Origin of the sequence: Mycobacteroides sp. LB1 (assembly GCF_013449725.1) — a bacterium.
Lineage (GTDB): Bacteria > Actinomycetota > Actinomycetes > Mycobacteriales > Mycobacteriaceae > Mycobacterium.
In genome coordinates this window covers 1,813,358-1,831,451 of record NZ_JACCFF010000001.1, presented here as the reverse complement: position 1 = coordinate 1,831,451, position 18,094 = coordinate 1,813,358, and the positions used below count along the sequence as shown (strand labels likewise).

Below are 18,094 nucleotides of genomic sequence, written 5' to 3'. Positions count from 1 at the left end.
GACGTCGCTAGATGCGGCGTCCCTCTCGGCGCAGCAGATCCTGGGCGCTGACACTGCCACCGCGGCTGCGGCGGGTGGCCTCGTCCGCGTCCTGCTGCTGTTGCGGCGTGCGCTTTTGGTCGCGATCCTGCCCAGGTGCCGGCAGTACCTCCGTCGCATCAGCGGCGGGGGGAGCGGGCTGCGGCGACTGAGGAGGACGCGGAGCCCGAGGTGGACCCTGCCGCGTGGCATCCGGCTTAGCGATCGGCATCGCCGTCGTCGCGTCCTCGCCGGCTGTGCCATTGGCACGGTTCGGCTGTGCCGGTTGCGGTTTGGGCTGAGGCTTGGAGACGGGAATCGCGGTGGTCGCATCTCCCGATTCAGCGGCCGGGCCGGAGCCGGGCTGCTTGGGGCCGCGCAGTTCGCCGAGCCACGACTCGATCTCTCTATCGGCATTGCGGCGGTCCGGGCGATGTGTCCCCGCGACGCTGGTGCGGGCGGTCGGAGCGTCGGGACCGGAAGGGTTCCCACCAGGCACACGGGTAGTGGGCGCATCGGCAGGAGGAACGTTCTTACCGGGTACCGACATCCGTGTCGTCGCGGGTGCGTCCCCACCGTCGTTACCTTGCGACGGCAGGTTGACCGGTGTGGTCGGGGGAGCGGGCGGGGGCGGAGTGGGCCGCGCCGGAGCCGACGGATCGTGCTGGCGCGGTGCGGGTGCCGAGGGCAACCGGGTGCGCTCGGAGGCGATCTGCAGCTTGGTGGTGCGTGCATTGGACCCGACCGGGGATACCGCCGCAGCGATAGCCTGCTCGCGGCCGGTGGGACGCTTGCGCTCGTCGGGGAGGGTGACTTCGCCGAGGCCGAGCTTCACCTGCACACGCTTCATCCACACCGGCGCCCACCAGCAGTCGTCGCCCAGCATCTTCATGACCGCCGGGATGAGCAGCATGCGGACCACGGTGGCGTCCAGGATGAGCGCCGAAATCAGACCGAAGGCCAGGTACTTCATCATCACCAGATCGGAGAAGGCGAAACCGCCCGCCACCACGATGAGGATGAGCGCGGCCGCGGTGATGATTCTGCCGGTGTTAGCGGTGCCCACCCGCACCGCCTCAGCGGTCGACAGCCCTTGCGCTCTCGCCTCAATCATGCGGGACATGAGGAACACTTCGTAGTCGCTGGACAGGCCGTAGATGACGACAATGATCAGGACGATGATCGGCGCTGTCAGGGGTGTCGGCGTGAAGTTGAGCCACTTGGAGAAATGCCCGTCGACGAATATCCATGTCAGGATGCCCATGGTCGAGCCCAGGCCGAGGGCACTCATCACCGCGGCCTTAATGGGCAGCACAAGTGATCCGAATGCCAGGAACATCAGGATCGTGGTAATGCTGATCAGGATCACGATCACGAGCGGCAGCTTGTCGAAGACGCCGTTGATCGAGTCGTATTCGAGTGCCGGGGTGCCGCCGACATACATTGTCACGCCCTTGGGCACGGGCATGTCGCGCAGCGCTTTGACCTTTTCGCCTGCGGTGTTGCGGACGATCAGGGCGTTCTGGATGACCTTGACGCTGGCGTCGCCGTCGGTCGTGACGGCCTTACGTCGCTGCCACATCTGGGTCTTGTCCCCATCGGGCTCCACGAAGCCGGGGACCTTCATGGCTTCGGCACGGATCTGGTTGAGCTGAGAGTCGGTGGCGCCCTTGGTGACGATGGTGATGGTCTCAGTGCGGAAACCGGGGAAGAGCGTATCGAAGTCTTCCTGCGCCATGCGGGTGGAATTAGTTGGCGGCAAGTACTTTTCGCTGAAGCCGCCGAGCTTCAGGTTGCCCAGAGGGATGATGAGTAGCAGCATCACGATGACGATCGGGACGGCGAACGCCACCGGCCGCTTCATCACGAAAACCACTGTGCGGCCCCAGAATCCGTTCTCAAGCTCCTCGCGTGACTTGGTCCGGCTGAACCGCTTGATACTCAGCGCGTCGACATGCCGACCGAGCACGCCCAGACAGGCGGGCAGCACGGTTACGGCCAGAATCGCGGCGAGCAGCACCGAGGCGATACCGGCGTATGTCAGCGACCTTAGGAACTGCTGCGGCACGATCAGCATGGGCATCAGCGCCGCTGCGATAAGGGTGGCCGAGAACATGACGGTGCGGCCCGAGGTGATGACGGTGCGGCGGACCGCGGTCTCGGTGTCGTACCCCTCGGCGATCTCCTCGCGGAAGCGGCTGACGATGAACAGCGAGTAGTCGATGGCGATACCCAAGCCGATGAGCGTGACCACCGGCTGGGCGAAGAAGTGCACCGGAGAAAAGAGGGTGATCAGTCGCATGATGCCCAGGGCGCCGGCGATGGTCAGGCCACCGACCATCATGGGGAGCCCGGCCGCGATCACACCGCCGAAGACGAAGAACAGCACGACGGCCATCACCGGCAGCGACAGCATTTCCATGCGCTGCGTGTCTTTGTCGATGGTTCCGGTGAGCTCACTGGCGACGGGCTGGAGGCCGGCCAGCTGGATATCGACACCGTCGAGCAGGAACTTGTTCTTCGCGGGATCGGGTTTTGTGGCCTTTTCCGGGTTCGCCAGTGCCTTGTAGTTATTGAGGATGGTGTCGTCGTTATCGCCCTTAAGCGCGATCGAGACGAAGGTGTGTTTGCGATCCGGCGTCACCATCCGCATGACGGTGGGGTCTGTCGTCGTCGGCGCGCGCAGCCAGCCGGCCCAGCCGTAGATCTGGTCGGGGTTGTCCTTCTGCAGCTGGTCGAAGTGATCGGTCAGCTTCTTCTGGAAGGCGGGATCATCGACGGTCTTACCGTCGGGAGCCGCGATGACCGCGACAACGTGCGTGGTTCGGTCGCGGCCCAGGGCGTCGTCCGCCATGACCGATGCCTTCACCGATTCGCTGTTGTCGTCGAAGAACCCGCTCTGCGTCACGTGGTCGCCGAGGGTGATACCGAACAGTCCGGAACCCAGGCAGATCGCGACGAACGCGGCAACGACGATGAACCGATACCGGTACACCATTCGACCCCACCAGGCGAACACAGATATCTCCTAACTAGCGACTGTCACGCGCCGGTTTTCATGTCCTGGACGTAAGCAACGCCGACAACGGTCGGAATGGCTGTAACCAGGCGCCTTCGTCGGGGAGCGAATCTAGACCCACCCGCGGCAAGGCTCGGGGGAAAACTCCGGGTATGTCCTCGAGATCGACGAACCCCAGAGTATCCGAGGTTAGCGCCCAACTCGCATGTTCGCGAAATCCCAGCACACTGACGGGGACCCCGTCACCGGCGATCTTCTTCAACGGTTCGCGGAAAGCCTGACCATCTGCCGAGGCCACAAACACCCCGGCCAGGCCTTCATCGGACCGCAGCTCGATATGAGCAAGCATGTCGGCGTCGACGTCACTGTCGTCGTCGATCTTGGGTTTGGCGAATACCGCAAACCCAACGTTACGCAGCGCCTCGACCCATGGGCGTACCACTTCGGCACTCCCCGACGCGATATTGGTAAACACAGTGGCCTCGGGTTCGACGAGGCAATCGGGATGGTCTGCCGAATACTCGGCGGTGCGCTCCAGCAGCCAACGGCCCAGAGCGTCGAACCGCGGTCGGTTCTCCGCCGATGGGCGGCCGCCGATGATGGAGCCCAGTCCCATGTCGAGGTTTGGGGCGTCCCACACCAGCAGCACCCGCAACGACCGGCGGCGGATGGAATCGTCGGCCGTGTTCGGGTCCCGTAAATCTTCGGCGACGCTCACAATCGTTTCCAGACGAAGTCGTTGATCGTGCTGCCGACCGTGTGCGCTTTTCCCTCGAACTTGGTGGTGGGCCGGCGCACCGAGACCGGAACACTCGGATCGTGAACATCGAGTCGGTGCAGTGTCGGCTCCGCGTCCCCGACCTCGGCGATATGTTCCGCGTAATCTGCATGGTCGGTGGCCACATGCAGGGTGCCGCCCGGGCGGAGCCGGTCCGAGAGCAGTGCCACGGTGCCCGCCTGCAGCAGCCGCCGCTTGTGATGGCGGGTCTTCGGCCACGGATCCGGGAAAAACACTCGTGCCGCGGTCAGCGACCCCGATGGCAGCAGATGCTCCAGCACGTCGAGCGCGTCACCGCGGATCAGTCGAACGTTTTCGATGCCCTCACGATCGATCGCCGAGAGCAGCTGAGCGAGCCCTTTGCGGTAGACCTCCACCGCCAGCACGTCGAACTGAGGTTCCTCAAGCGCCATCGCGGCAGTAGACGTTCCTGTGCCGCAACCAATTTCGAGGATTAAGGGGGAGGTTCGTCCGAACCATCTGGCGGGCTCCAGAGGCGGGCAGGAACCGTCGGCTTCGCGGGCGACCCGGCCGTACGTCGACCAGGATTTATCCCAGGCCTTTTGCTGCCCCTCGGAGAGTGACGACCCGCGCGATCGAAAGCTCGACACACGGCGTGTGTGGTGGTGCTGGCCGTCCGCATGGGCACTGGAATCGGCAGTGACGGTGCCCGGGAGCTCGTCGGTGGCTGATCCAGCTACCGCACAGCCCCGCTCCTGGCCGTCACAACGCATCTTTCCATGGTCACCTATAGGAGGCAGATCCCATAATCCCGGCGCGGATTGATACTCAACAGATGCCTACCAGGGTGGAACCTGCCATCGGCGCAGGTGACAATGTGAGCATTTCCGTTGACCGAACGAACTGGAATAGGTGATGACGCGGGGGTTTGAGATCTTCCGGGGAACGCTCGACCGGTTCGCGGCGCGCCCCGAGATTCGGCAGGCACGCGGTGGCCAGCGCATTCACGATGTCGCGGTGCGGGCGGGCGACCCGCTGCGGGTCACGGTTCGGGGCCGCGCCGGTGTGGGTGTCACGAGCGTTATCGGCGCGTTGGGGCGCACCATGCCTGCCGAGGCCGGACCGGGACATGCGCTTATCGAGGTTCCGATCCCCAACCAGGATCCTGCAGATTCCACCGACGCCATGGATGTCCAGATCGTGGTGTTCGCGGAGGTGCTCAAACCCGAAGATCGTGCCGTCCTGGCGGCATCCGCAGCCCCCAAGGTGCTGATCCTCAATAAGGCGGATCTAACCGATCCCGGCGGCGCCCGTGGTCCATGGACCGCCGCGGTGGGGCGCTGTGCCGAATACCGCGCCGAGACGCGGGTTCCGACGCTGCCGTTATCCGCGCACGTCCCGCTGGCCGATCTCGACGAGGGCATCGTCGAGGCCCTCAAGTCGATGGTCGAGCACCCGGCCGACACCAGTTCCGTCGACGCCTTTGTCACCTGCACACATGAGGTGCCGGCAGCAATGCGGCGGCGCTTACTGCATGAGTTGGACCTCTACCCGATGGGCTGCGCGATCGGGGCGCTCCGGCAGGTTCCCGGCCTGGGGGCGCCGGCGCTCACCGCGCTGTTGCGTGACTTGTCGGGTATCGACGCGGTGGTGGACGCCATTCGTGCCGCCATTGCCCAGGGCTGGTATCGCCGGATGCGATCGGTGCTCGCCGAACTTCACCGGATCGGGGTGACGGGTGTCCTGCCTATGCAGGTCGACGCCTTCCTGACCAGCGACGACCTGCTGGTGGCCGCAATGCAGTGCGCAGTGGACGCCGCCACGGCGGCGGGTATACCGGTGGAGTTGAGCGATCATCCCGAGGATCACCGCTACCGCGCCGAGCGCTGGCAGCGATTCGCCGCGGGACCGGTGACCGCCACCTATGCCGCGATGGGCACCGACATCGTGCGTGGGTCGTTGCGGCTGTGGCGCCTGGCCGGAGGTCGAGCGTGAACTTTCCTGTTGATAAACCGGCAGACAAACGGGTCGACGAGTTGGTACTCGCGGTGGACCCCGCGCTCGGCCCGCTGGGCGTGGACCTGCAAGACGTGGTGATGGTGACCGGCGGCTGGCTGGCCGGCGCCTCGACGCTCGCGGGCGGCTTGGCGGGGCGCATGTCCGGAGTGCGCATTGTCGAGCCCGAGGATCTGCAGCACGGGCAGGCGCCGGGAGTGGTCGTGTTCGTGTGCAGCGGGACGGCGCCCTTGACGCCGTCGGATTGCGGTCTGATCCAGCTGGCCGCCGCCAATACCGATGCGCTCATCGCGGTGGTGTCGAAGATCGATGTGCATCAGTCCTGGCGCGAGGTGATGGATCGGAACCGGGAGATCCTGGCCGAGCACGATTCCCGATTCAGCGGTATCACCTGGCTGGGGGTATCGACGCGTGGAGACGCGCCGGGGCTCGACGAACTGGTGCGCGCCGTGCGTAAAGTCCGCGAAGAACCTGCCCGAGATGAGCGAAACAGACTGCGCGCCTGGGCAACTCGCCTGCAGGGCATGTTGAATGTCTCCCCGGAGGCCGGGGAGGGCGCTCGTGCCGATGAACTGCGCAATCAGCGGCAGGCAGCGGTACGACGGACGCGTTCGGGCAAGTCCGAGCGGACCTTGGCGTTGCGCAACCGCGTTGCCCAGGCCCGCATGACGCTGCTGTACTTCGCGCGCAAGCGGGTTGGCTCGGTAGGTGGTGAGCTACGCGAGGACATCGCCGAACTGAAGCGGCGCGATGTGCCGGGGTTTGGTGACCGGGTGCGGCGTCGAATGGCCGAGGTGGTCGCCGAAGTGGAACAGGGCACCGAGGAACACCTTGCTGAGGTTTCCTCCGAGGTGACCCAGCATTGGGTGGCCCCGAGGGCCAGCGCCAACCGCCCGGTGCCGCCTGAGACGAGCGACCCTTCGGTGCGGTCACGCCGTCTGGAGACACGGATGATGGCGCTATTCGGGGTGTTCTTCGGTCTGGGTGCAGCGTTGACGGTGTCGCGGTTGGTGGCGTACGCGCGCCCGGGTCTGGCCCTGGTGGGTTTGGCGGTGGGCCTGGTGGCCGGAGCGTGTATCGCGGTGTGGCTGGTGGCGGTGCGGGGGCTTTTGCACGATCGGGCGGTGCTGGACCGCTGGCTGGGCGACACCATGGGGGAGCTGCGCGGGTACTTGGAGCAGTGGGTGGCTGCGCGGGTGCTGGAGGTGGAGACCAGGCTCAACGCCGATCTGGTCGAGATCGACGAACGCGAGAACGACAAGCTGGCCGCCCGGGTCGGGCAAATAGATACCGCGCTGCGCGAGGCCGCCATGAATACCGCACGGGCAACAGCACTGCGTAACCGTGACCTGCCGTCGGTGCACAAGGCGCTAACCAAAGTCGCCGAACGGCTGGACGCGACCGGCCGAAAAGCTGAGAATAGGTCGATGGGCCGCTTGCGGGGGGCGGGTCAGGCTGAGGAGGATCAGGCGGAGTCATGATCGAAGGTTTTGACCAGGGACTACCTGGGGGACTCGGGGAAGGAGTGCCCGAGCCGGGGCATGCCCTCAGTCCGGACCTGCACGTCGATCACCATATGTACCTGCCCAATGGCGGTGAGCTAATCGACCTGGGGAAAGACCTCATCGACACCGACCACGACGGCATCGGCGACACCGTCGCGCTCCATCCGTCCGACGGGTCGACCGGGCTTTCCATAGTCTCCGATATCGACGAGGACGGTGTGGCGGACAAGGTGACCACGTTTGGCGCGGACGGTACCTACGAGACCTGGGTCCGCGGATCCGGTGCGCACTGGGAGCTCATCGAACACGGTCGCGTCGGGGAAAAGTAGTACCTGCTTCTGGCCGTTGCCTGCTTGCCTTCTATCTGATCTTCGCGCTTTCTGTGACTAACTGTCAGCGACCCCGTTTCACGTCGAACATGGTCGGCGTTAACCTCATATATCAAGGTCCCGCCCGGCGTCGGCGCGGCCCTGCGTACCTACAGAGGAGATGCTCTCGATGACAGCAGCGACCATTCCCGGTCTTGACAACGCTCCCACGAAGCATGCGGGTTTGCTTGCCTGGGTCCGTGAAATCGCTGAGCTGACTCAACCTGATCGAGTGGTGTTCGCTGACGGCTCCGACGAGGAGTTCGCGCGGGTCTCTCAGCAGCTGGTGGACGCCGGTACCTTTCAGCGTCTGAATCCCGAGAAGCACCCCAACTCGTTCCTGGCGCTATCGGATCCGTCGGACGTTGCGCGAGTGGAATCGCGCACCTACATCTGCTCGGAGCGTGAAGAGGACGCCGGCCCCACCAACAACTGGGTGGAGCCCGCCGAGATGCGCGCGACCATGACCGAACTGTTCCGCGGCAGCATGCGCGGACGCACCCTGTGGGTGGTGCCGTTCTGCATGGGCCCGCTCGGCGCCGAGGACCCAAAGCTGGGAGTGGAGCTCACCGATTCGGAGTACGTCGTCGCCTCCATGCGTGTGATGACCCGCATGGGTGCCGCCGCGCTGGAGAAGCTGGGTGATGACGGTTTCTTCGTCAAGGCGCTGCACTCGATCGGTGCGCCCCTGGAGCCTGGCCAGGAAGATGTGCCGTGGCCGTGCAATGACACCAAGTACATAACTCACTTCCCCGAGACGCGTGAAATCTGGTCCTACGGTTCGGGTTACGGCGGTAACGCGCTGCTGGGCAAGAAGTGCTACTCGCTGCGCATCGCCTCGGCGATGGCGCATGACGAGGGCTGGCTCGCCGAGCACATGCTGATCCTGAAGCTCATCTCGCCCGAGAACAAGGCGTACTACGTGGCCGCGGCATTCCCGTCGGCCTGCGGTAAGACCAACCTCGCCATGATCCAGCCGACCATTCCCGGTTGGCGTGCAGAGACTTTGGGTGATGACATCGCCTGGATGCGCTTCGGCGAGGACGGACGCCTGTACGCCGTCAACCCGGAGTTCGGTTTCTTCGGGGTGGCACCGGGCACCAACTGGAGCTCAAACCCCAATGCTATGAAGACCATCGAGGCCGGCAACACCGTCTTCACCAACGTCGCCCGTACCGATGACAACGACGTGTGGTGGGAAGGCCTGGAGGGTGAGCCCGATCACCTGGTCGACTGGAAGGGTAACGACTGGTACATCCGGGACACGGAAAGCAAAGCCGCCCACCCGAACTCGCGTTACTGCACCCCGATGTCGCAGTGCCCCACGCTGGCCCCCGAGTGGGACGACCCGCAGGGTGTGCCGATCTCGGCGATCCTGTTCGGCGGCCGTCGCAAGACAACTGTTCCGCTGGTGACCGAGGCTCGGGACTGGCAGCACGGCGTGTTCATCGGCGGCACGCTGGGTTCGGAGCAGACCGCGGCCGCCGAGGGCAAGGTCGGTGCGGTGCGCCGCGACCCGATGGCGATGCTGCCGTTCATGGGCTACCACGTCGGCGACTACCTGAACCACTGGATCAATGTCGGTAAGCAGGCCGACGAGTCCAAGCTCCCCAAGGTCTTCTTCGTCAACTGGTTCCGTCGCGGCGGCGACGGCCGATTCCTGTGGCCAGGATTCGGCGAGAACAGCCGCGTGCTGAAGTGGATCGTTGATCGGATCGAGCACCGGGCCAACGGTGTTTCCACCCCGATCGGCACCGTCCCAGCCGTCGAGGATCTGGACCTGGCAGGTCTGGACGTCGATGAGGCCGACGTCGCCGAGGCGCTGACCGTGAACGTTGACGAATGGCAGGCCGAGCTGCCGCTTATCGAGGAGTGGTTCGAGTTCATCGGCGACAAGCTGCCGACCGGCGTCAAGGACGAGTTCGACGCCCTTAAACAGCGACTCGGGTAGCGGCTTCCGAACCGATCTGGTCGACGCTCCAGGTACGTGACGCCTAGGGTTGTGGAATGCGCTTCGCGTTCAAGACATCTCCGCAGAACACCACCTGGGACGACATGCTGGCCATCTGGAAGGTGGCCGACGAGATCGAGGTCTTTGAGTCCGGCTGGACCTTTGACCACTTCTATCCGATCTTCTCGGACTCCAGCGGGCCGTGCCTCGAAGGCTGGGTGACCCTCACTGCGCTCGCGCAGGCCACCCGACGGCTGCGTGTCGGGGTGCTGGTAACCGGCATTCACTATCGGCATCCGGCCGTGTTGGCCAATATGGCCTCGGCGCTGGACATCGTGTCCGGTGGCCGCTTGGAACTCGGCATCGGTGCCGGCTGGAACGAGGAAGAATCCGGCGCTTACGGCATCGAGCTGGGCAGCATCAAGGAACGTTTCGACCGGTTCGAAGAGGCCTGCGAGGTGCTCACCGGTCTGCTGAGCCAGGAGACAACGAGCTTCGAGGGCAAGTTCTACCAGCTGAAAGACGCACGCAACGAGCCCAAGGGGCCGCAGAAGCCGCACCCCCCGATCTGCATCGGCGGCAGCGGCGAGAAGCGGACGCTGCGGATCACCGCCAAGTACGCCCAGCACTGGAACTTCGTGGGCGGACCGCCCGAGGAGTTCGCCCGTAAGCGTGATGTGCTGGCCGCGCACTGCGCGGATATCGGCCGCGACCCGGGCGAGATCACGCTCTCCGCCCACATCCGGCTCGGCGAGGATCGCGACTACGCGAAGGTTGTCGACGAGGCCGCCGCGCTGGGCGCGGAGGGTCTGGACTTGGCGATCATCTACCTGCCCCCGCCGTATGACCCCCGTGTGCTGGAGCCGTTGGCCGAGGCGCTTCGTTCCTAACCGCGAGAGCGCAATCAGATACGCAGAATGGCAGTCCCGCGTATCTGATTGCCTTCTCGGCAGGTAGTTCTAGCCGGTCTTGCTCTCCAGGGCCGCCAGCGCCGCGGCGATCGCGAGGTACTTGTTGGTGCCCAGCTCGCGCACGGTTGAGATGTTCAGGGCTTCCTTCAGTGCCGCGTCATGCTTCTCGGTGAGACCGGCGAGAGCCGACGGCGGTGCGTCGAGGACGTCCTTGAGGTCCTTGTTCTCGTAGGCCTTATCGAGTGCCTTCTCGAGATTCACGGATACAGCCATCGTTCCTCCTCTGGTTTGCCCCGCCCGTCGCGCACCCTAGTTAGCGAAGCTGTGAACCAACGCTGTTTGGCTATCCGCGATCCGAATTGCAGGTGAACGGCCCGAATCGGCACCCGGATGGCCATCTAATTCAAATATGCGCATAATGCAATTAATGAATACCCCGGCTGAGCCACCCACAGTCTGGTCTCTGCTGGAGTGGAACCCACCCGCCGTCCCGGTGCTACCGATCGTCGCGGCCCTGCTGGCCGGGTGGTACCTGCTGAGTGTGGTTCGGCTACGCCGGATGGGCCGCAGCTGGCCATGGTGGTCGACGGTGTCCTTCCTATCCGGGTGTCTGATCCTGGCTGCGGTCATGGGACTGTCGATAGAGCGTTACGGATTCCGGTTGTTCAGCGCCTTCATGTTCCAGCAGTTGACGCTGTCGATCCTGGTGCCGCCCTTGTTGGTGCTGGGCTCACCGGGGCGGCTGCTGTTGCGGTCGACACCTCATCAAGGGCCCGGCAGGTGGGTGCTGGCGGCCGCGCTGGCCGGGTTGCGCAGCCGTACTGCCGCGTTTCTACTGCACCCGGCCGTCACCCTTCCGCTGTTCCTATTCAGCTATTACGGTCTGTACTTGTCGCAGCTGTTCGACACCATTGCCGCTACCTGGCTGGGGCACAACGGATTAGAGATCTTCTTCTTGGTCACGGGCATGCTCTTCGTCATCCCGATCCTGTCCACCGACCCTCTGCCGATTCGGCAGACCAACCTCGGCCGGATGTTCGACATCTTCGTGGAGATGCCGCTGCACGTGTTCATCGGCGTCATTCTCATGATGGCGCCCAGGCCTTTGATCGGGATCTTCGCCAACCCGCCCGTCGAGTGGGCCGTTGACCCGGTGCAGGACCAGGCGGTGGCAGGTGCACTGGCCTGGTCGTACGGTGAGCCCATCGCGTTGGCGACCACCCTGATCTTCGCCATCCGGTGGCGGCGCGAGGAACTGGTCGAGACCGAGGTGCGCGAGGCCGATGATGCCCGTCAGGAAGACGAATTAGCTTCGTACAACCGGTTTTTGCGGCAGCTGCACGGTGACCGGCCGGATCAGGGCGCGTAGCCGCGGGCCGATCCGTCGGGGGTTGTGTACTTGACGATCAGCGAGCAGTCCTTGCCGCCCAGTCCTTCGTCGATGAGCTGCTGGAACTGCTCGGTGACCATGGTCGCCGCGGGCAGTTTCACGCCGGTAGCCTCCCCGGCGGCCAATGCCAGCCGGGCGTCCTTGTGTGCCAGGTCCACCGTGAAGGTGGCATCGAAGTTGCGGTTGGCGGCGGCGGATTCGATGATGTCCGGCACCGGGTACCAGGTCTGCTGTGCCCATGACCGTGCCGAGGAGACCGAGCAGATCTCCCAGAACACCTTGGGGTCCAGGCCGAGTCGGTCGGCCAGTTGAGAGCCTTCCGAATTCGCCATCATGTCGATGAACAGCATCATGTTGTTGCAGATCTTGGCCGCCACCCCAGCCCCGCCGTCTCCCGCGTGGATCACGCGTCCGGACATGGGCTTGATGTAATCGGTCGCCTCACCGACGCTTTCCAGGCCGCCGCCGAGCATGAAACATAGCGTGGCTGCGTGCGCGCCGCTGATGCCGCCGGATACCGGGGCGTCGACGAACCGGAATCCGCGCCGTGCCGATTCCGCGTGACAGTACCGAGAGGTTTCGATGTCGACGGTCGAGCTGTCCACCAGAAGCGTTGACGGCGAGGCGTTCTCCCAGATCCCGTAGGGGCCTTCGAACACAGAGCGAACATGCTCGCCCTTGGGCAGCATGGTGAACACGACTTCGGCGCCGGCCAGTGCCTCGGGGATGCTGTCGACCGCGGTCACGCCATGGGCTTCGGCGCCGGCGAGCGCATCACCCGAGAGATCGAAACCGCGCACCGTATGTCCAGCCGCTACCAGGTTGGCAGCCATCGGGCCGCCCATGTTCCCCAAACCGATCCAGCCGTATGTCGCCATCTGTTCAACCTAGCCGTGCGCGATCGGCGGCATCCAGCTCATGCAGTGAACTGCCCTTGGTCTCGGGCAGGGCCCAGACGGCGATCAGGGTGATGGGAGCGACGGCCGCCAGATAGATCGCCACCGGCACCCAGCTGTGGTACCTGCTCAGCAGCGCGGTACCGATGACCGGAGCCAGTGATCCGGCGAAGATCGAAGTCACCTGATAACCCACCGACACCCCCGAGTACCGCATTCGGGTGGGGAACATCTCCGCCATGATCGCCGGCTGCCCGGCGAACATCAGTGAGTGCACCAGCAGCCCGATCACGATGGCCGCCAGGATCACCCAGTCGTTGCGGGTGTTGAACATCGGGAAGGCGATGAAACCCCACCCCGCCGCCAGCAGAGCTCCCAGTGCATACGGTGCGCGTCGCCCGACGATATCGGTGTACCGGCCGACGATCGGAAGTGCGATCGCCTGAACTACGTGACCGATCAAGAGCAGCAACAGGATTCGCTTGGTGTCTATATGCAGCTGGGTCTTCAGATAGGTGATGGAGAAAGTGACAACCATGTAGTAGAGGATGTTCTCGGCCACCCGCAGCCCCATGGCGGTGAACACCCCACGTGGGTACCGGCGGAACACCTCGATGACGCCGTAGGAGGTCGATGAGCCGCTTGCGCGAAGAGAATTCGGCAGGGCCTTGCTCTCTTCCAGTTCTCGGCGGGCTTCCTGGAAGATCGGTGCATCGGATATCCGGGTGCGGATGTAATAGCCGATCGCGACGATGATGACCGACAGCCAGAACCCGACGCGCCAGCCCCAGGACAGGAACGCGGCGTCGGAGAGGGTCCACGACAACATGAGCAGCACGAGGGTCGCCAGCAGGTTGCCGAGCGGTACGGCCGCCTGGGGCCAGCTCGCCCAGAAACCGCGCTCCTTGTCGGGGGAGTGCTCGGCCACCAGCAGCACGGCGCCTCCCCATTCACCGCCGACGGCGAAACCCTGGAGGAACCGCAGGGCGACCAGCAGGATCGGTGCGGCGTAGCCAACCTGGGCGAAGGTCGGCAGACAGCCCATGAGGAAGGTGGCGACGCCGACAAGCACGATGGCGATCTGCAGTAGGTGCTTGCGGCCGTAGCGATCTCCGAAGTGCCCGAACACGATTCCGCCGATGGGTCGGGCGACGAACCCGACCGCGTAGGTGAGGAACGCCTTGATGATGTTGTCGAGGTCGTTACCGGCCGCCGGGAAGAAGACCTTGTTGAAGACGAGGGTGGCGGCGGTGGCGTAGAGGAAGAACTCGTACCACTCGACGACGGTGCCCGCCATGGATGCGGCGACGACCTTACGCAGGCCGGTCGGTGTGGGGTGGGGACCGCCATCGGGCGGGGCGGTCAGCGACATGGCGCCAACCTAGCGGCGACACGCCGTCTCGTGGCGGGATTGTGCGAGACGTATCCGCCAGGAGACGGCGTGTCGGCGGCTAAACGCTTTCGAGGCTGACGCCCATCGGCAGCAGCACGCTCTTGAGCTCGCAGTACTCCTCGATACCCTCGGGCCCGTTCTCCCGGCCGATACCGGACTGCTTGTACCCGCCGAACGGGCAGCTGGGGTCGAACGCATACCAGTTGATGCCGTAGGTGCCGGTGCGGATCTGCGCCGCGACCTCAAGGCCCTTGTGGACATCTGCGGTCCACACGCTGCCCGCCAGGCCGTAGTTGGAGTCGTTCGCGATCTTGATGGCCTCGTCCACCGAGTCGTACGCGATGACGCACAGCACCGGGCCGAAAATCTCCTCCTGCGCGATGGTCATCGAGTTGTCGACATCGGCGAAAATCGTTGGCTGGACGAAGTATCCGGAGTCCAGGCCCTCGGGGCGCTTGCCGCCGAAGGCCAGTCGAGCGCCTTCCTCGATGCCCTTGGCGATGTAGCCCTCGACGCGGTCGCGCTGTTTGGCGGTGATCAGTGGGCCGACCTGGCTCGCCGGATCGGTAGGCAGCCCGACCGTCATGATGGATACGAAGTTCACGATGCCGTCGACGACCTCGTCGTACCGCGACCGCGGCGCCAGGATGCGGGTCTGGTTGACGCAACCCTGCCCGGCATTCATCAAACCGGCGAACACCAGCATCGGCAGGCTGGCGGCCAGATCGGCGTCCTCGAGGACGATGGCCGCGGACTTGCCGCCCAGTTCCAGCGTGACCTTCTTGAGGTTCTTGGCGGCGATGCCGGCGATCTCCTTGCCGACGGCGGTGCTGCCGGTGAAGCTGAACACGTCGATGCCGGGGTGATTGGTGAGGGCGCGGCCGGTCTCGGCCCCGCCCGGCACCACCGACAACACGCCCTCGGGCAGGCCGGCCTCTTCGAACACCTCGGCCAGGATGAAGCTCGACAGCGGCGTCTCGGCGGCGGGTTTGAGAACCACCGGGCAGCCGGCCAGGAACGCAGGGCCAATCTTGTTGAGCGCCAGGAACAGCGGAACATTCCATGCCGCGATGGCGGCCACCACACCGGCCGCTTCGCGGGTCACCAGTGTCTGTCCGTAGGCACCATTGCGCAGCTCACGCCACTTCACGGCGTCGGCGGCGTTGGCGTAGTACTGCAGGGCACCAAATCCGCCCATCCACTGCAGCGTCTCGACAACCGGTGGGGGAGCACCGGTCTCATCGGAGATGACGGCGCAGACCTCGTCCTTGCGCGCCTCCAGCAGCTGCACCACCTTCTGCAGCACCGCCTGGCGCTCGTGTGGGGTCATCCGTGGCCACGGGCCGTCCTCAAAAGCGCGGCGTGCGGCGGCGACTGCGCTATCTACGTCAGCGGCGGTGGCGAGCGGACACTGGCCCACCTTCTCGCCGGTGGCGGGAGAGAAGACCTCAATCACGTCGTCGGTGGCGGGTTCGGTCCAGGCGCCGCCGATGAAGAGCTTGTCGAAGTTGTGCGTCATGAATCGCTGTCTCTCTCTTGGTGTGTATCAATAAATCCAGTGAATCCGGAGGGAGCGTGGGGGCCGATGGGTCCAAATTCGAATAACCCCGTGCCGTGCACCTCGACACCGTTCTCGGTCGCCGTGAACGCGGCCAGGTTGTCCACGGGGCAGAGCATCTTGAGCGTCGGGTCCAGCTCCTTGACGTTGTAGCGCTTCCCTTGGACCACCTGCTCGCCCTGCCACATGCCGTGCCGCCAATCGGGATCCAGGCCGTAGCCGGTACCGAATCCGAAGTAATGCGGCAGGAGGATCTCGGCCTTCACCGTGATATCGCCCAGCTGTAGCGTGGCTTCTGACGCTTCGCGGGTGCCCGGGATCAACGTGATGTCGTGTTCGACGGCGGGCAGCTCCTCGACTTCACGGGACGGGTCCCGCCAGACTCGGCGCGCACCGGACACGACCCGGTCGCCTTTTTCGTTCTCCTGGTTGATCAGGATGATCGAGTACTCGGGGAAATCGATCACGTTGTAGAGCCAGTAGAAGCCGCCCGCCAACGTGGCTCGGCGGCCGGCGGGTTCACCCTCGCCGACCGGACGGATGCCCCAGGAGCGATCGCGGTTACCCGACCAGTTCACACCGTCGAGCTCGTGCCGCTGCCCATCGACTGTCAGATGCCCTGCCCAGGTGCCGGTTTGGGCAAAACGAGAGGTGTCGAACATGACCCGGCCCAGCTGGCGCTGATAGTGCCCCGGCTCCAGGGAGGCGGGGATGTGCCCGGTATAGGTGATATCGAAGCTCAGGTCGTAATCATCGCCCGGCTCCAGAACCACCCGAATCTTCTTGAGGCCTTCCAGCACCTCGATCCGGTAGGGCCCGACGGCGAGGTCGGCGCGGTCGGCCCCGAGCGCGCGGGATGCCCGGAACACCACGATGTCATCGCCGTGGCGCACTGAGGCGAATGCGTCTGTCACCCCGAGATTGGGATAAACCCCGAGCCCGGTGATCAGATAGGGGAGGTCGGCTTGCCCGCCGTGGCAGCCGAAGTAGTAGCGGTCGTAGAAGTTTCGGTCGGAGGTTCCGACATGCCGGATCACATCGGCGATCTGATGGATCGGGTAGTCGTCGAACGCGGAAAGGCTCATGCGCCGATCCCCTCTCCCAGCTGGGACCAGTACGCTCCGTCGAGCATCTTCTCCAGTGTGGCTCTATGCAGGATCAGGTCGTCGGGATCTTTGGGCATTTGTGCCTGTCCGAATGCCATGGCGCGCATCTGGATTCGTGCCATGATGATGGCGTGTTGCAATGCTGCGTAGGCGGTGTAGAAATCCAGGTCGGCGGCGTGGTGTCCGGTGAGCGCGGCGTACTCGGCGGCAATATCCTCGCGCCGGCAGAACGTGGGTAATCCGGCCAGTCCGGCGATTTCAGCCAAGTCCTGGAAGAACCTGTGCAGGAAGATGATCCAGCCCAGATCCAGCTCGCGTGGTCCGATGGTTGCCATCTCCCAGTCGAGCAGTGCCACCGGTTCGAAATCACGGTAGATGACGTTGCCCGGGCGCGAATCGCCCCAACTGACAACATCTTTAGCTCGCAGGGAGTCGTGGGGCCAGTTCTCACGTAGCCAGTCGAAACCGCGATCGATCAGCGGAATGGTCGGCCCGTCACCGCGCACCCACTCGTAGAGCTCCCGGGTGCCGCGCACATGGGCGTCCAAACCGGTCTCGTCCTCGCGGGCGTCATTGAGAAACGCGAAATTCTCCACCGGCGCGGTGTGAATGCGTGCGAGCTGATCCACGGTGAGCCGCTGCATCTTGCGACGGTCGGCCTCGGAGGCCTCGGTCACCCAGGAGCCGAAGGTGTAGGGCATGCGATCGGGCGGTACCTCGCCGTCCACCCGATCCATCACGAAGAACTCACCGCCGAGCACCGCGGTGTCGTCGCAGTACCACCTGACCGGCGGAACCAGGGCCTCGGAGTGCTGGCCGAGTTGGTCCATCACGTCGAACTGGCGGCGCATGTCATAGGTGGGGAAGACCGGGCTCGAGTCGGGCTGAGGTGCCGTTCTGATCACCAGGCGGTGGGCCGCGCGCTCGCCGTTCTCGGTCCATTGCGCATCGGCCAGGATCGTCTCGCTGGACATGCCGTTGGCGCTGGGCAGCTCCGCGTGGTCCACGCTGAGCGCGGCATCGGCCGGCAGTTGGGCTGATATCCAGTCGGTAAGTGCGCCGCGCAAGGTTTCCGGGTCGCGTTGTGATTCCGCGGGGCGTGCAACGTCCTCGTGCGTCGCTGTCTGCTCAGTCAAGGTGTCGTGACTTCCGTTTCATGTCCGCCTCGTTGCGTGACGCACGCAACACTACCGGGCAGTCAGGGGAAGTGGAACCTGTTGCAAT

15 protein-coding genes are annotated in these 18,094 nt (G+C 64.7%); 6 read left to right on the top strand and 9 right to left on the bottom strand.

Annotated features, from left to right (window positions below; translation table 11 throughout):
- Nucleotides 1–7 precede the first annotated feature (7 nt).
- The 3 genes from MLB1_RS08895 to trmB are packed head-to-tail and all read right to left on the bottom strand — an operon-like array spanning nucleotide 8 to nucleotide 4,567.
- Complete coding sequence (locus tag MLB1_RS08895; protein ID WP_180749282.1) at nucleotides 8–3,037, bottom strand: MMPL family transporter; 3,030 nt, start codon at nucleotides 3,035–3,037, stop codon at nucleotides 8–10.
- A gap of 37 nt (nucleotides 3,038–3,074) precedes the next feature.
- Complete coding sequence (locus tag MLB1_RS08890; protein ID WP_180749281.1) at nucleotides 3,075–3,755, bottom strand: NYN domain-containing protein; 681 nt, start codon at nucleotides 3,753–3,755, stop codon at nucleotides 3,075–3,077.
- Nucleotides 3,752–4,567, bottom strand: coding sequence for a tRNA (guanosine(46)-N7)-methyltransferase TrmB (gene trmB, locus MLB1_RS08885; protein WP_371750597.1), 816 nt, complete (start codon nucleotides 4,565–4,567; stop codon nucleotides 3,752–3,754). The genes MLB1_RS08890 and trmB overlap by 4 nt, the downstream gene beginning before the upstream one ends.
- Before the next feature lie 124 nt (nucleotides 4,568–4,691).
- Here trmB and MLB1_RS08880 point away from each other — a divergent pair, with 124 nt between their 5' ends.
- The 5 genes from MLB1_RS08880 to MLB1_RS08860 all read left to right on the top strand — a co-directional run bounded on the left by MLB1_RS08880 (nucleotide 4,692) and on the right by MLB1_RS08860 (nucleotide 10,506).
- Nucleotides 4,692–5,771, top strand: a complete 1,080-nt coding sequence (locus MLB1_RS08880) for a hypothetical protein (RefSeq protein WP_180749279.1) — start codon at nucleotides 4,692–4,694, stop codon at nucleotides 5,769–5,771.
- Nucleotides 5,768–7,273: a hypothetical protein gene (locus MLB1_RS08875; protein ID WP_371750577.1), complete on the top strand. Its 1,506-nt coding sequence runs from the start codon at nucleotides 5,768–5,770 to the stop codon at nucleotides 7,271–7,273. The genes MLB1_RS08880 and MLB1_RS08875 overlap by 4 nt, the downstream gene beginning before the upstream one ends.
- A complete protein-coding gene (locus MLB1_RS08870; protein ID WP_180749278.1) occupies nucleotides 7,270–7,626 on the top strand; it encodes a DUF6802 family protein in 357 nt (118 codons plus the stop codon). Before MLB1_RS08875 ends, MLB1_RS08870 begins: the two co-directional genes overlap by 4 nt.
- 169 nt (nucleotides 7,627–7,795) lie before the next feature.
- Complete coding sequence (locus MLB1_RS08865; RefSeq protein ID WP_180749277.1) at nucleotides 7,796–9,616, top strand: phosphoenolpyruvate carboxykinase (GTP); 1,821 nt, start codon at nucleotides 7,796–7,798, stop codon at nucleotides 9,614–9,616.
- A gap of 56 nt (nucleotides 9,617–9,672) precedes the next feature.
- Nucleotides 9,673–10,506 (top strand): LLM class F420-dependent oxidoreductase, encoded by an 834-nt coding sequence (locus MLB1_RS08860; RefSeq protein ID WP_180749276.1) that lies wholly within the window; start codon nucleotides 9,673–9,675, stop codon nucleotides 10,504–10,506.
- 69 nt (nucleotides 10,507–10,575) lie between these two features.
- On the opposite strand, the gene MLB1_RS08855 is transcribed toward MLB1_RS08860, so the two are convergent.
- Nucleotides 10,576–10,800 (bottom strand): hypothetical protein, encoded by a 225-nt coding sequence (locus tag MLB1_RS08855; protein ID WP_180749275.1) that lies wholly within the window; start codon nucleotides 10,798–10,800, stop codon nucleotides 10,576–10,578.
- Nucleotides 10,801–10,945: 145 nt separating this feature from the next.
- Here MLB1_RS08855 and MLB1_RS08850 point away from each other — a divergent pair, with 145 nt between their 5' ends.
- Nucleotides 10,946–11,896: a cytochrome c oxidase assembly protein gene (locus tag MLB1_RS08850; protein ID WP_371750576.1), complete on the top strand. Its 951-nt coding sequence runs from the start codon at nucleotides 10,946–10,948 to the stop codon at nucleotides 11,894–11,896.
- Here the strand turns inward: MLB1_RS08850 and mmsB are convergent.
- From mmsB to MLB1_RS08825, 5 genes are all read right to left on the bottom strand, one after another.
- Entirely contained in the window at nucleotides 11,884–12,795 is a 912-nt protein-coding gene (mmsB, locus tag MLB1_RS08845) for a 3-hydroxyisobutyrate dehydrogenase (RefSeq protein WP_180749273.1), read from the bottom strand. The genes MLB1_RS08850 and mmsB overlap by 13 nt on opposite strands.
- Nucleotides 12,796–12,799: 4 nt before the next feature.
- On the bottom strand, nucleotides 12,800–14,185 hold the full coding sequence (locus MLB1_RS08840; protein WP_180749272.1) for an MFS transporter: 1,386 nt from the start codon (nucleotides 14,183–14,185) through the stop codon (nucleotides 12,800–12,802).
- Between the two features lie 79 nt (nucleotides 14,186–14,264).
- Complete coding sequence (locus MLB1_RS08835; RefSeq protein ID WP_180749271.1) at nucleotides 14,265–15,725, bottom strand: aldehyde dehydrogenase; 1,461 nt, start codon at nucleotides 15,723–15,725, stop codon at nucleotides 14,265–14,267.
- Complete coding sequence (locus MLB1_RS08830; protein ID WP_180749270.1) at nucleotides 15,722–16,849, bottom strand: hypothetical protein; 1,128 nt, start codon at nucleotides 16,847–16,849, stop codon at nucleotides 15,722–15,724. Before MLB1_RS08830 ends, MLB1_RS08835 begins: the two co-directional genes overlap by 4 nt.
- The gene (locus MLB1_RS08825; protein WP_180749269.1) at nucleotides 16,846–18,006 is read right to left on the bottom strand and encodes a phosphotransferase family protein; all 1,161 of its coding nucleotides are present in this window, start codon (nucleotides 18,004–18,006) and stop codon (nucleotides 16,846–16,848) included. The genes MLB1_RS08830 and MLB1_RS08825 overlap by 4 nt, the downstream gene beginning before the upstream one ends.
- Nucleotides 18,007–18,094 lie beyond the last annotated feature (88 nt).